Raw genomic sequence first — 13,837 nt, 5'->3', positions numbered from 1 at the left:
CTTCACCCCTGTAATTGATATTGATCGCGTAATGCTTTTCGTAAAATTTTTCCGTAGCTATTTTTCGGTAATTCTTTGACTATTTCAATCTTGCGGGGCTTTTTATAGCTTGCTAGATTATTTTTACATAGCTCGATTAATTCTTCTTCATTCACTTGTTGCGTTTCATCACTTAATACGACATGGGCATAGATGGATTCACCCCATTTTTCATCAGGAACTCCAAATACACATGTTTCTTTTACATCAGGATGTTGATTTAACACTTCTTCTACCTCACGAGGATACACATTTAAGCCACCTGTTATAATCATGTCTTTTGCTCGGTCGACTAAGCGTAAATAGCCTTTTTCATCAATCCATCCTAAATCTCCTGTGTATAACCAGCCATCTTTTAGCGTTTCGTTGGTTGCTTTCTCATTATCCCAGTACCCTTTCATGACGAGAGAGCCTTTACATGTCACTTCACCAATTTCCCCGTAAGGGACTTCATTCCCATTCTCATCAACCACTCGAACTTCAACAAACGGTCCAATCGCTCCACAAGAGTCAGGTTTTTTCGCTAACTCTTCCTTAGGCATCATCGTAATTGTCAATGGCGCTTCCACTAAGCCATACGTTTCAGCGAGCTTCGGTCCTAATAACGATAAAGCTTTATTTAACTTTTCGACAGCCATTGGTGCACCAGCCATGTTGATAGACTTAATATATCGTAATTTATGTGGATCAAAATTTTCTTCGTGGATCATTAAATTTACTAAAGTCGGAACTAAAAAGATGACGGATATTTTTTCTCTTTCCAGATCGTCAATAAATTCTTTTGGATCAAACTTATTGAAAATCACTTGTTTCAAACCAAAGAATAACGCACATTGAGATAGAAAATTACTACCATGTGTTAATGGCGCAACGTGTCCAATAATATCGTCATACGTAATTTCACAAACCATGTTAAGTGAAATAGCGCCTGAAATCATATTTCGGTGCGTTAGCATTCCACCCTTTGGCTTACCAGTTGTTCCAGAAGTATACATCAATGCAAATAAATCATCTTCTCCTACTTCAATATTAGGAAATTCATCACTATGACCACTAATAAACAGATCATATTCTTTATCAACATCTAGTTTTTTTACAGGCACACTTACATTTTCTAATAAGTTTGCTTCACCAATCAAAAGTGACGAACCTGAACTTTCTACAATATAATCAAATTCCTTTGGGTGCAGACGATAGTTAATAGGAACTTTAATTAATCCTGTGAGAGCTATCGCGATGTCTAATTCTACATGTTCACGTCGATTTGACATGAGAATCGCAACTCGATCACCTTTCGTTAACCCTTCATTCATTAATGCATGTGCAAGCTGACAAACATTTGTTTTAAGTTGAGCATATGTTATCGTTCCCCGTGAATCTTTAACTGCTGGTTTTTCTCCATGGCGTACTAATGTTTTTCGAGCTAAGGCCCCTAAAGTTTCCATTTTTCAACCTCCTAACAACTATTTGCTATAATTAATAACTTTAAACGTCAATTCTTCATCATACTCACGCACTGCTTTAATTTCATTTCCACAAAAAATCGTAAATTCAATCGTAATCAGTGTTGGGTTCACCCCTCTTATAAAATGACCACCACTTAGTTTGCCCGTCTCTTCAGTGACGAGACCGTGTAAATGAAGATCTAATTCACCATTCTCATCTTCACAGATAAACCCTGTACATTGAATTAATTCGACTGGCTTCTTAATCGTCATTTGTTTACCGTAACCAGTTGGGTGATTGTTCTCTGTTTCAAACAAGAAGTACCCTACTTCTTTTAATGAACCGATACAAGTCACCATTCCAGAAGTAATTTGGTGTTTTTTACATTCTGCAAGAAGGCCATCCATTAAGTCAGTACCTGCTGTTAATGAACCGAAGATCGTTTTTCCATTAGTCATAAACGAATGATTAGACCGTGCCATTACTCATCCTCTCCTATTCGTTGATTTACTGATGTGAAACTTTCACAAACTTCTCACTTTAAGGACGGTTTTACCCGTCTTTAAGTGAGAGTGTTAGTACTTAATGAAAGTAATGTGTTATCCGATCGCAGAACCACCACAAACTTTTAATACCTGTCCTGTTACATAGTTAGCTCCTGGAGAAGCTAAGTAAACGACCGCTTCGGCGATATCTTCTGGTTCACCCATTCTTTGAATCGGTTGTTCCAATTTATAATTCATTCCTTTTGTAATTTCTGTTTCAATCGGACCAGGTGCAATGCTATTACAACAAATACCTAGTTCTCCAACTTCCTTTGCAACCCATTTTGTTAATGCAATTACGCCACCTTTTGAAGCTGCATAAGCAGGACCCGAACGACCACTTTCACCGTTTTCTGCTTTTTCACCAGAAATCGGACCACCCATTATTCCAGAAATTGAGCTAATGTTAATGATTTTTCCTGAGCCTTGTTTTTTCATGTGTGGGTAAATAGCAGCTTGAGTAAACAAAAACGCACCTCGTAAATTCGTATCGATGTCTCTAAACCACATTTCATCTGTCATATGTTCCAAATCAAGTCGTGAGCAAGTTCCTGCATTGTTAACGACGACATCAAGTCTGCCGAAATGGTCTACGGTTTGATTCACTACACCTTCAACGAGGGCTCTCTCTTTTATATCAATATTATGAATAAACACTTCGACTTCTGGGTTAATTTCAAGAATTTCTTGCTTCGTTGTCTCACATTCTAGTACATCTACTAAAACAATATGAGAACCTTCTCTTGCTAGACCTTTCGCTGAAGCTGCACCGATTCCCCTTGCAGCTCCTGTGACAATTGATACTCGACTTTCTAATCTTTTCATAATAAAAACTCCCTTCAATTTATATTATTAAAATAGATATTACATCCCTAGTAGATCTGGTAACCAATTCGATAATGCAGGTATATACGTAATGAGTAGTAGGACGATGATTGAAGCAATAAGAAACGGAATTATTCCTTTCGTTATATCTTTAAGCGGTATCCTGGCTATTCCACTGGCAACATATAAATTTAATCCGACTGGTGGTGTAAATAACCCAATCGCTAGGTTCACTGTCATGAAAACACCGAACGTCGTAGGATCAACACCGATATGCAGCATGATCGGTAATAAAATTGGAACAAGTAAGTAGAATGCTGAAATCGCATCAATAAATGCACCAATTATAAGTAAAATGACAGTAACCATTAATAGAATTAAAATCTTATTTTCAGTGATCGCAAGCATCGCTTCAGATATTGTTTGAGCGATTCGCTGTGTAGTAATAATGTAGGAAAAGATCGAAGCTGCACCGACAATAAGCATTACAACAGCGGTTTGCACTGAAGCGTCAATAAGTATATTTGATAAATGTTTTGGTTTTAAATCGCGATAGATGAATAGACCAACGAAGAGAGCGTAGAATACAGCTACTGCCGCTGCTTCCGTTGGCGTAAAAATACCACCGTAAATTCCACCTAAAATAATGATCGGAATGAGCAAGCCCCAAATTGCTTTATAGAACGCAGAAGCAATGTCCTTTCCAGTACTTTTCTTTCCTAAATTGAGCGAAGCAGCTACTTCTGAATCCATTGACACATTGTCTTGAGAAACATTTGTTTTTTTCACGAACATAGCTGCAATTACTAATGCTGCAGCTAGAAGTAGTCCTGGAATAATCCCAGCAATAAATAGACGACTAATCGTAATCGGTACGAGATCATTCGCAACGACCGCAAATACGATAAAGGCAATACTTGGGGGAATAATGATACCAATGGATCCAGAACTAGCAATAAGTCCAGCTGCCATATTTTTTGGATAACCATTTTTTACTAATGCTGGAATTAAAATCGCTCCAATCGCTGCTACTGTCGCAGGTCCTGACCCTGAAATAGCTGCAAAGAACAACGCAGTGATAACAGTAACTAACACGATTCCATTTTTTCTATGACCAACACAAACATTAGCAAAATCGATTAACCGTTTAGAAATCCCTGCATACTCCATGATGACACCAGCTAAGATGAAGAATGGAATTGCTAATAGCGTAAAAGAAGAAATGGTAGCATACATAATACTCGGTAATAACCCTAAGGAACTAAGACCATTATCTAAAAATAAGATCGTTATCGATGCTAACCCTAATGAGATAGCAACTGGAACATTAAGGAACACGAGAATGAAAAAGAGACCAAATAAGAGGATTGCTGTCATGATGTAGTGTCCCCCTCTGCTTTTACATTGTCTTTTTTAAATGAAAGGATTGTTGTTTCGATCACTCGAATAATACATAGAAATGCACCGAGTGGCATCATCGATGTAAAAATCCATTGCGGCCAGCCTAATGCAGGTGTCATGCGGTTTCTAGCGATTTGTGACAACACCATGTCATAACCGAAATAAACAACTGCGCTAAAGAATAAAATCATAATGATAGATACAAGGATGGTCATAAAGTTCTTTAAAATTCCTGTTATGCTGTCATGAATTAAACTAAAGCCTAAATGAGCACCCCTCTTTACCCCTATAGAAGCACCAACAAAGGTTAAAAGTACAAATAAATTTACTGTGATCTCTTCTGTGAATGAAATGGAAGAATTAAGAAAATAACGTGATAGTACATTAGCAAATGTGAGGACGGACATCGTCCCTAAAGCAATTACAACCAATGTATATTCTACAAAGGTAAGGATACGGCTCATTTGTGTACACTCCCTTCAAATTATGTCTGCATACGTTACTTAAAAAAAGGTGACTCAACAGTATCAATTCCCTGCAACAGACGACAGCAAGTGCAAAATAATCCATTAGCACCTGCTTTATCGTGTTAAAGGTGCTTGACACTCGATTGAGTCACCCTTACTTCAAACGTTTTTTAACGGAAAGAATTTAATAATTCTGCTCCCCAAACGCTTTCATACTTATCATAAACTGCCTCAACCGCTTGACGGAATGCTTCTAATTCAGCTTCAGTCGGCTCATAGAACTGCATGCCCGCAGCTTTTAATTCTTCAATTTGCTCTGATTCTTTTTCACGAGCTAACTGAATTTGATAAGCATTGGCTTCTTCTCCTAGTGTTCTAAAGAGTTCTTGATCTTCTGCACTCATAGAGTCAAATAAATCTTTGTTGATCCCTAAGATTAGAGGGTCGTATGAGTAGTTCCACATCGTAATATAATCTTGAACTTCAACTAATTGTGAAGAGTGAATAACATCGATTGGATTTTCTTGACCATCAATTGTTCCTTGTTGTAGTGCTGTAAATACTTCAGAGAATGTCATCGTTGTTGGATCTGCACCAAACTCTCTCCATAAATCTGTGTACATGCTGATTCCAGGAATTCGTACTTTCATATTTACAAGATCTTCTGGAGATGTAACTTCATGTTTACTGTTTGTTAATTGACGGAAACCATTTTGTCCAAAGCCTAAAGTTTCTACCCCATTCTCACGGATAATCTCCTTAATCGCTTCACCGCCTTCACCTGCTAATGCTACATCCGTTTCTTCTAGATTAGCAAACAAGAAAGGTGCACTTAAAACTCCTAATCTTTCATCCATAATAGAATAAATAATAGTAGAATTGTACGTTAAATCAATTGTTCCATTCATAAGTTGTTCAACTGCTGCACCACTATCTCCACCTGATAATTGCTCATTTGGATATACTGAAATTTGGATACGTCCATCTGTCGCTTCTGCCATATCTTCTGCTAATTTTTCTGCTGCCATAAACCAAGTTGAAGAATTACCAACAGTAACAGACATTTTCAAATCATAGCTTTGCTGTTCAGCATCTCCTGTTGAGCCTGGATCCTGTGCTTCGTCTCCTCCTGTTTCGTTGCTACCTCCACAAGCTACAAGTGTGGTAGCAAGTCCAACCATTAAGAACTTCATGAAAAACTTTTTCATGGTCCTTCCCCCTTATTAATATTTTTTTATTTTTGATCACCACTAATAGTAGTGTGATACCCTGGATAACCTAATTGCATCGATATTTCGTTTGAGTAATATTTAAGTAATTCAATCGTTTCGTTAACCTTTTTTTCATCAAAACGCAATGCTACACCTGCGACACAAAACGCAGCTACAGTACTACCGCTCACATCACGTATTGGACAAGCAAAACCTTTCAATCCAATTTCATACTCTTCGTCATCGAGTGAGTATCCATTTTGCTTAATCCTTCTTAACTCTCTTCTCAAGTCGTTTTTTTCAGTAATGGTATTGGTAGTATAGGGTTTAAGCTCAGTTCTCTTTAAAAATTGATTTAAGTCCTTTTCGGAAAGTTCTGACAAAAATAACTTGCCTGAGGCTACAGCATAAGGTGGAGATTGCCCTCCCGCCTCAATCACAATCCGTACAGTTTGTGAGCTTTCTGCTTTCTCTAAATAGGTAACTTTCCTACCATTAAAAGATGCAATGAAAACACATTCACCAATTCGATCAGCAAACGTTTTCATGATTGGTTTTGCAACCGTTATAAAATGAAAATGCGATTGTGCTTGATGTCCAATCCTTATAAAACGATGTGATAGTCTAATTCGATGATCTGGTAGTTTTTCTACATACTGTAATTCTTCTAAATTTTGTAGAAATCGATGTAATGTACTTCGATTTATCCCCAGATCCTTCGCTAAATTAGAAGGTGTTGTTGGTGAAACACTGAGAGCTTCTATGATTTCAAACGTTTTTTCTAGACTTTTATTTCTATAGTTCAAAGCCTCACCCCTGTTCACATACTGAAAAAACAGTTTCACTATGTAAAATATACCTTTGAATGATTATACATGTCAATGTTTTTATAATGTTTAAACTTGTCTGATAATAGAATTAGTAATATTTGGATCTGTTATTGAATTACTGAAAAACCACTAAATTATATTACTAAAATTTTATGAACATAAATTCCAATTCACCTTCCCAATGGTAAGCTTAAAAAAGTTAATTTTCAAGGAAAATTAACTTTATAAATATACGAATGTATTGTTAAAAATTTAAAAAACATTATTTAAAGATACTTTTTTTGCAGGGATAATTATAAAAAGAAAAACGCATTTTGTCATTCTCAATGTTGACATATATAAATAATATACCTCCATGCATCGAAAGGGTGACTACCCTATAGATAGTCACCCTTACCCATACTTCATTAGAAACCAGAACGTTATTCATACCTAACCCGTTCATTTTTATAGTGATTGACCAACCACCGAAATGAGAAAGATAATAAATAAGGGACAAGTCTCGCTGGAAATACACTTAGCCAATAGCTCCCTCTCACTTTTAAGACGTTGAATTTCTTTAAAAACGTGTCAGTCATTAAAATAAGAAGAATGGGTAATATTTTTAACCATTTATTCTTCTGTTCTAATAAATACGTCATGACCGCTGTTTCGACAACTAAATAAACCTTAACAAAAGCATAGTGATAATACCAAGGTTGGACCGTAAATAATAAGGGTTCAAATCTAAACCTTTTAAAAACAGATAGTAAAAATAATATACTCATATACGTTACATGTATCGCATTGTAGAGCGTCAATTTCAAAATTATTTTGTTCCCATTTCTAATCCCTCTATACCAAGTATCACCTACTAAAAAATAAATAAATATAGATAGTGCAGTATAAGGTGTAGACCACCAAATATTTTTGAAAATATTCATTTTTATAAATAACCTTTCGATTAACACAAAATACACGGTAAACAACCATTTTATCTTCCAGCCTAATTGAAACGTTGATATGAAAATGGCAGCAGAAGGTAGATATAGAGCTTGGGACAAAACAGACCCAAATGAATTATCTTGTTCATTGTTTTGCAGTATCTTTGTTTTGTAGCGATAGGCTTTAAGAATATATAGTGGATATTCAAAATGGAACGCTAATCCAACCATTGATATAAGTGTGAGAAAAATTGCTTTTCTGTTCTTCTTTTTATAAAAAACATAATAAAACAAAAGCAAGCTTTGAACGATAGCTAGTACGATATAATAAGATGAATTAGTGGAGTTTTTTTTCTTAATCACCTCTTTTTCTCCTTAATTGAGTTTCAAGTTGTAGTATTCTTCACCAATAGGGAAATCATGCGCCAACATTAGAACACAATAAAGTGAAACAATACTCCAGTGGATGTTTAGTGCAAATGAAGCGGGATACAAATAGGCCGAAACATCTGCGTTTCGGCCTTAATATGAAATGGTTAAATGTTGTTAGTTCTTCCTAACTCGTGATCTTAATACAATCACTTACTCCTTTAATTCTAAGCCGTTCATCTTTAAATGTGAACGGTAGATGTCCATCATTGATGGAATATCATCTTTACTTGGCCACGATTCTGCACCCCATACTTTTGACTTTTGTAATGCTCTCGTACAGTGGATAAAGCATTGTTCAACATCTACACCGATACCAATTAGAGGCGGTTTGTCGTTTATACTCATTTCCGCTAAAATGTCTTTATTCTTAATAATGGTTGCACGACCATTAACACGTAAAACCTCATCCATACCAGGGATGACAAAAAGCAATCCAACGTGAGGGTTAGATAAAAGATTAAGAATAGAGTCCACACGCTTGTTACCAGGACGATCTGCTATGACCAACTGTCTATCATTCAATATTTGAATGGAACCAGGCTTATCGCCTCGCGGAGAAACATCACAATTACCGTCTGCATCCGCTGTAGCCATAAACACCAACGGTGACATAGAAATAAATGTTTTACATTGTTCATCAATGATTTCTACGATTTTGTTTTTAACGAACTGATGAGGAGTTCCTACGATTTCCCTTAATTCTTCTTCTGAAGTGATCGCGTCTTTCCTAAAATTGACTTTCTCCATCCTCAAACCCCTCTTTCAACAATTGAATAGTAGCTCAACCTTGTTAATCAAATAACTACTTACAATACTTTTATACACTATTTTGAGGCAACCCTCTTATCATCGACTATAGTGTAATTCTAAATAATCCAACTCTAGCTTTCAACGAAAATATTATTAAAAATTAGTTTAATTCAGTGACTAGATGATGTTTGTATTTTTATTTCAACTTCCGTAATAAATATAATAAATAAGGGGTCCCGACCAATGCGACAATGAGTCCGCTTGGTATATCTTTCGGAGCGATGACAATTCGTCCGATAAAATCAGCGACAACTAATAATAATCCACCTAGTAAGCCAGAAACGATAATAAGTGGCAAATGACGGAATCCTACAAGTCTTCGTGCGATATGTGGCGCAACTAGACCGATAAAACCGATAACACCAACGAGTGATACGGCTGCAGTACTTAATGCTACTCCGATCAATAGCGTCCAAACTCTAGCTGATTTTACAGATAACCCAAGTCCTGATGCTACATCATCACCAAAGGTTAAAGTATCTAAATTTCGAGTCATATAAATCGCTGGTCCAATGAAGATCGCAAACAATAGAAGTGCCAATTGCACGTCATCCCAACTTTTTCCGTACGTGCTACCAGATAACCAAACGAGTGCGGACGCGACTGCTAGTTTCGCTTTAACGACAAACACTTGTGTTGCTGCTGAACCAAATGCCGCAATTGCAACTCCCATTAACGCAATAAGCATTGGAGAGAAATTATTCTTCCAACCCGAGAATAAGATAATAAGCAAGGCAACGACAGATCCGATAATGGCACCTAGCGGCATAAATGAAGGTGGAATTGCTGGAAACATGACAAGCAATAACATCGCTCCTGCCCCACCCATTGAAGTAACACCGATAACACTAGCATCCGCTAGTGGATTTCGTAAAACACCCTGTAACAAAACACCCGTAACCGCAAGCATCATCCCAACAATAAAGGCGGTCAAGACTCGAGGAATGCGAAAATTCCATACAGCTGTATTCGTCCATTCAAACGTCCATGCTTGGCCATTAAACGAAAAAGCAACAACCATACTAGCAATAATTAATAAAGTAATAATTGGGACGATAACTTGTAAACGAACTGGAGAAATCGTACCACCCATCGGACGGTCCCCTCGCTTAAGTGAACGTGCTGCTCTCCACGCTAAATATAATAACCAAGGTCCACCAATTAAAGCTGTCATCGCTCCAACAGGTACTTCTTGTCCAGGTTGAATTAATCGTCCGAGTACATCCGCTGCGATCATCATAATACCACCCCATAAAAAAGAGTGGACAAAAATCATAAAGTGACCTTTGACACCGAGCATTCGCACAATATGTGGGGCCATTAAACCGATGAAACCAATCGGTCCAACGACACTCACCGTCACCGCAGCCAACACTATCGCAACAGCCCATGTAATTAATTTAACAGTCGTCACTTTTTGTCCAAGGGAAGTTGCTACATCTTCACCCAATGATAAAGTATCGAGCGGCTTCGCTAACAGTAATGCACCTATAAAAGCAATTGCGATAGCGGGGGCAGCAAACGCCACACCATCCCAGTTTAACTGGACAAGTGTACCTGAGCCCCATAAGAACAAGCCATTTGTTTTATTTTCAAATAGTAATTGCATCGCTCCAGTGATCGAGGCAAATAATAACGAGATGATCATCCCTGTTAACGCAACGCGAACAGGGTCCATCTGCCGACCAGCGAGCATTACGACCATAACGGATGATAAAATGGCTCCAAGTAATGCCGTAATAAAAGGGAAGTTCCCTAAGAAACTTGGAAAGAAAATCGTCGACGCCACCACAAAGAAAAATGCTCCAGCGTTAATCCCTAATGTACCTGGTGCCGCTAGTGGGTTTTTCGTTAATGTTTGTAAAGCAGCTCCTGATACTGCCAGTGCACCACCTGCTAAAATACCAATAATAAGCCTAGGGAGTCGAAGTGACAGTACGATATCTTGTACCCTACCTTCGATCCAAACTTGATCGAGTAACTCAGACACCGTATAATCGGCTTGTCCTTGTGTCATGTGAATGAGCGATAAAATAATGAGCAAGAAGAAGCCCCCTGCCAGCAAGACAAAGGACTTCTTCATAGATTGCCTGATCATTACTTATTCACCATTGTATTCGTGATTTGATCAAGTAATGTTCCTGCTGACAATGGCCCGCCGTATAACCACGTATCTTCTCCTAAGTCATATAGACGGTCTTCTTTTACAAATGTTAAGTTTTCCCACACTTTATTGCCTTTTAATTGATTTTCATAAATATTATCTGCATCTGGCACTGTAAATAGGTAATTTGCGTCTTCATATTTTACTAGTCCCTCAACATTAAATGTACTTGAACCAAAGATTTCAAATTGATCTGGTACGTGTACATTATTTAAGCCCATTTTCTCGATGATAATCGAAGCCATTGAATTCGGTGTAAATACACGAATTTCTGGTGCTTGAGCTCCTGAATACGCTAGCGTTAAAATTACATCCTTAGTTGCTAAATCAACAGCATCGATTTTTGCTTGTGCTTCTTCATATTTTACATCTAAATTAGCCAATACTTGCTCTGCTTCTGCTTCTTTGCCAACCGCTTTTGCAATTTCATTAAACGTTGTTTCCATTTCTTCATAAAGATTGATGCTCTCATCCTCTGGATACGGATTGAAGATAACCGTTGGCGCAATAGACTCTAATTCTGCGAGCATTGCATCATGACGGAAGCTAACACCGATAATTAAGTCTGGTTCAAGAGATGCTAAAACTTCTAAGTTTGGTTCTTGACGTCCTCCGACATCAACAACAGTATCATCAAACTGAGGTTCAATATTGACATAGTCACCGTACATTTCGATATCAGCTACACCTGCTGGTTGCACACCAACAGCTAATAAGTTCTCAGCATATGTCCATTCAAGCGCCACTACTTTTTGAGCAGGAGCATCTAAAGTTACTTCTCCATTCACACCTTCAATGATAACAGCTGTATTTTCAGATGTTTCATTTCCTTCATTGCCTTCATTTCCAGTTGCAGTAGCTTCTTCATTATTCGATCCGCAAGCAGCTAATGCAAATACAAGTACAAAAAGTGCTAATACCATGATCATTTTCTGTTTCATTTTAAAACCTCCAAATTTGTGTATAAATTCTAGTAGTTTATTATCGAACATGATAATCATTATCAGTACAAAACTTATCATAAATTCAATGACCGAAAAAGTAAAGAACTATTTTAATTAGCAATAATAAAAATCATTCTCACTTAGATATAAAATTGTGATATGATATGTTTAATGAGAAATCATTTCACTTAGAAACTATTTATAATATGGTTGGAGGAATTAGAATGAAGGCATCCATTCAGACAAATAAACTGTCCATTGGCTATCACGATCGAACATTATTTGAAAACTTAAACATGACGATCCCACACGGGGAAATTTCTGTTTTTGTCGGAAGTAACGGTTGTGGTAAATCAACACTCCTTCGTTCAATTGCACGTTTATTAAAACCTACTGATGGTTCTGTTTTATTAGATGGAAAAGATGTACACCGTATGTCTTCACGTGATGTGGCCAAAAAAATGGGGATACTACCTCAATCACCTGTTTCACCAGAAGGATTGACGGTATATGACCTTGTAAAGCAAGGACGTTACCCTCATAAATCGTGGTTAAAACGTTGGACAGATGACGATACAGCGAAAGTCGAAGCTGCGCTGAAGGCAACAGGCGTTTTTGACTTGCAGGACCGCCCTGTAGACGAGCTTTCAGGTGGCCAAAGACAACGTGCTTGGATTGCAATGACTCTTGCCCAAGATACGGAAGTTATTTTATTAGATGAACCGACCACTTATTTAGATATGACCCATCAAATCGAAATATTAGATCTCCTTTTTGAATTAAATGAAAAACATAATCGGACGATCGTAATGGTACTACATGATATTAATTTAGCATCGCGTTATGCTCACAATATTATTGCGATCAAAGATGGCGCTGTATACAATCAAGGAAATCCTGAACAAATTATTACATGTGAATTAATACGTACTGTATTTGGAATGGAATGCCAAGTAGCCACTGACCCCATATTCGGGACACCTCACTGCATCCCGTTCGGTCGCGGTCGTTGTGTACTTCCCAATATCAGTGAGACAGCCAAAAATGCTTAATCTTAATATAGAAGCCCTTCAACGTTTTCAAGTTCACCTTGTTGATCATGCAGTTGGATGGATGACTGTTGAAGAATGTTTGGATGAATATTTTCATGAACTAGTTAAATCCATAGAAAATTCGACTGGGGTCACAAATCCAGCTGTTGCGACATCCGTTTTCATGCGTCGGTATGGATTTTTCATCGCTGCATTGCTGAATTTAAAAGCTCACAACAAGATGTGGGAAGGCCCGTTAAATAAGATTTATTTAATTCATTCGGACCAGACGATTTCCTTTCAAATCGAGGCGAATTTAATAAGAGATGCTCAAGAAGAGGACCTGGATCGAATAATAAAAAGATATGGACATACTGTCGTTGAAGCATTTGCGAAAAAAGCCAGAATTTCAAAACTAGTTTTGTGGGAAAATATTTGGGGTTACGTTCTATGGATGTACTCTCAAACCGACACCGAACAAGCTAAGATTGACCTTCACACATTGTTACAAGACCATGTATGGCAACCTGAAATACCAACTTCAATGTTCCGAAGATTTACCAGTGGTCTCACCTTCGGAGAAGCTGCCAACAACTATCAAAGGGTAACCTGTTGTTTGTATAAAGAATTACCGAATACGGCAGCATGTCCGTATTGTCCAATTAATAAAAGAAGCGAGTAGTTCAGACTGAGGAAAACAGTATTAAAAAACACACCATTTTGAGGGAAATACCACATCGGTTTCCCCTCTCTTTTTATTGTTATACAA

At 37.5% G+C, this 13,837-nt stretch carries 13 protein-coding genes; 2 read left to right on the top strand and 11 right to left on the bottom strand.

What is annotated here, in order from left to right; all coding sequences use genetic code 11:
* Positions 1-2: 2 nt before the first annotated feature.
* From BK574_RS02245 to BK574_RS02195, 11 genes are all read right to left on the bottom strand, one after another.
* Complete coding sequence (locus BK574_RS02245; protein ID WP_078427317.1) at positions 3-1,484, bottom strand: class I adenylate-forming enzyme family protein; 1,482 nt, start codon at positions 1,482-1,484, stop codon at positions 3-5.
* Positions 1,485-1,502: 18 nt separating this feature from the next.
* Positions 1,503-1,967: a PPC domain-containing DNA-binding protein gene (locus tag BK574_RS02240; RefSeq protein WP_075386477.1), complete on the bottom strand. Its 465-nt coding sequence runs from the start codon at positions 1,965-1,967 to the stop codon at positions 1,503-1,505.
* 117 nt (positions 1,968-2,084) lie between these two features.
* Positions 2,085-2,855 carry an SDR family NAD(P)-dependent oxidoreductase gene (locus BK574_RS02235; protein ID WP_078427316.1) on the bottom strand — a complete coding sequence of 257 codons (771 nt, stop codon included), beginning with the start codon at positions 2,853-2,855 and terminating at the stop codon, positions 2,085-2,087.
* Positions 2,856-2,894: 39 nt separating this feature from the next.
* Complete coding sequence (locus BK574_RS02230) at positions 2,895-4,232, bottom strand: TRAP transporter large permease (protein WP_078427315.1); 1,338 nt, start codon at positions 4,230-4,232, stop codon at positions 2,895-2,897.
* Positions 4,229-4,720 carry a TRAP transporter small permease gene (locus BK574_RS02225; protein WP_078427314.1) on the bottom strand — a complete coding sequence of 164 codons (492 nt, stop codon included), beginning with the start codon at positions 4,718-4,720 and terminating at the stop codon, positions 4,229-4,231. Before BK574_RS02225 ends, BK574_RS02230 begins: the two co-directional genes overlap by 4 nt.
* A gap of 173 nt (positions 4,721-4,893) precedes the next feature.
* Positions 4,894-5,931, bottom strand: a complete 1,038-nt coding sequence (locus BK574_RS02220) for a DctP family TRAP transporter solute-binding subunit (RefSeq protein ID WP_078427313.1) — start codon at positions 5,929-5,931, stop codon at positions 4,894-4,896.
* 26 nt (positions 5,932-5,957) lie between these two features.
* A complete protein-coding gene (locus tag BK574_RS02215) occupies positions 5,958-6,740 on the bottom strand; it encodes an IclR family transcriptional regulator (protein WP_142247866.1) in 783 nt (260 codons plus the stop codon).
* 446 nt (positions 6,741-7,186) lie between these two features.
* Entirely contained in the window at positions 7,187-8,050 is an 864-nt protein-coding gene (locus BK574_RS02210) for a hypothetical protein (protein ID WP_078427311.1), read from the bottom strand.
* Positions 8,051-8,269: 219 nt separating this feature from the next.
* A complete protein-coding gene (locus tag BK574_RS02205; RefSeq protein WP_078427310.1) occupies positions 8,270-8,866 on the bottom strand; it encodes an MSMEG_1061 family FMN-dependent PPOX-type flavoprotein in 597 nt (198 codons plus the stop codon).
* Between the two features lie 199 nt (positions 8,867-9,065).
* A complete protein-coding gene (locus tag BK574_RS02200) occupies positions 9,066-10,973 on the bottom strand; it encodes an iron ABC transporter permease (protein WP_238457920.1) in 1,908 nt (635 codons plus the stop codon).
* A 53-nt stretch (positions 10,974-11,026) separates the two neighbouring features.
* Positions 11,027-12,034, bottom strand: coding sequence for an ABC transporter substrate-binding protein (locus BK574_RS02195; protein ID WP_078427308.1), 1,008 nt, complete (start codon positions 12,032-12,034; stop codon positions 11,027-11,029).
* A 227-nt stretch (positions 12,035-12,261) separates the two neighbouring features.
* Here BK574_RS02195 and BK574_RS02190 point away from each other — a divergent pair, with 227 nt between their 5' ends.
* Positions 12,262-13,089, top strand: a complete 828-nt coding sequence (locus BK574_RS02190; RefSeq protein ID WP_078427307.1) for an ABC transporter ATP-binding protein — start codon at positions 12,262-12,264, stop codon at positions 13,087-13,089.
* On the top strand, positions 13,082-13,750 hold the full coding sequence (locus tag BK574_RS02185; RefSeq protein WP_078427306.1) for a hypothetical protein: 669 nt from the start codon (positions 13,082-13,084) through the stop codon (positions 13,748-13,750). Before BK574_RS02190 ends, BK574_RS02185 begins: the two co-directional genes overlap by 8 nt.
* The last annotated feature ends 87 nt before the right edge of the window (positions 13,751-13,837 follow it).

This window comes from Alkalihalobacterium alkalinitrilicum (assembly GCF_002019605.1).
GTDB classification, from domain to species: Bacteria; Bacillota; Bacilli; order Bacillales; family Bacillaceae_F; genus Alkalihalobacterium; species Alkalihalobacterium alkalinitrilicum.
Note: the sequence above shows the minus strand (reverse complement) of the source record. Positions and strands in the feature narration are given on the sequence as shown.

Bases quoted from the DNA above. Each gene is read 5' to 3' on its own strand.
- BK574_RS02220 (WP_078427313.1), bottom strand. From the start codon at position 5,931: ATGAAAAAGTTTTTCATGAAGTTCTTAATGGTTGGACTTGCTACCACA.
- BK574_RS02245 (WP_078427317.1), bottom strand. From the start codon at position 1,484: ATGGAAACTTTAGGGGCCTTAGCTCGAAAAACATTAGTACGCCATGGA.
- BK574_RS02225 (WP_078427314.1), bottom strand. From the start codon at position 4,720: ATGAGCCGTATCCTTACCTTTGTAGAATATACATTGGTTGTAATTGCT.
- BK574_RS02195 (WP_078427308.1), bottom strand. From the start codon at position 12,034: ATGAAACAGAAAATGATCATGGTATTAGCACTTTTTGTACTTGTATTT.
- BK574_RS02190 (WP_078427307.1), top strand. From the start codon at position 12,262: ATGAAGGCATCCATTCAGACAAATAAACTGTCCATTGGCTATCACGAT.
- BK574_RS02205 (WP_078427310.1), bottom strand. From the start codon at position 8,866: ATGGAGAAAGTCAATTTTAGGAAAGACGCGATCACTTCAGAAGAAGAA.
- BK574_RS02240 (WP_075386477.1), bottom strand. From the start codon at position 1,967: ATGGCACGGTCTAATCATTCGTTTATGACTAATGGAAAAACGATCTTC.
- BK574_RS02185 (WP_078427306.1), top strand. From the start codon at position 13,082: ATGCTTAATCTTAATATAGAAGCCCTTCAACGTTTTCAAGTTCACCTT.
- BK574_RS02235 (WP_078427316.1), bottom strand. From the start codon at position 2,855: ATGAAAAGATTAGAAAGTCGAGTATCAATTGTCACAGGAGCTGCAAGG.
- BK574_RS02230 (WP_078427315.1), bottom strand. From the start codon at position 4,232: ATGACAGCAATCCTCTTATTTGGTCTCTTTTTCATTCTCGTGTTCCTT.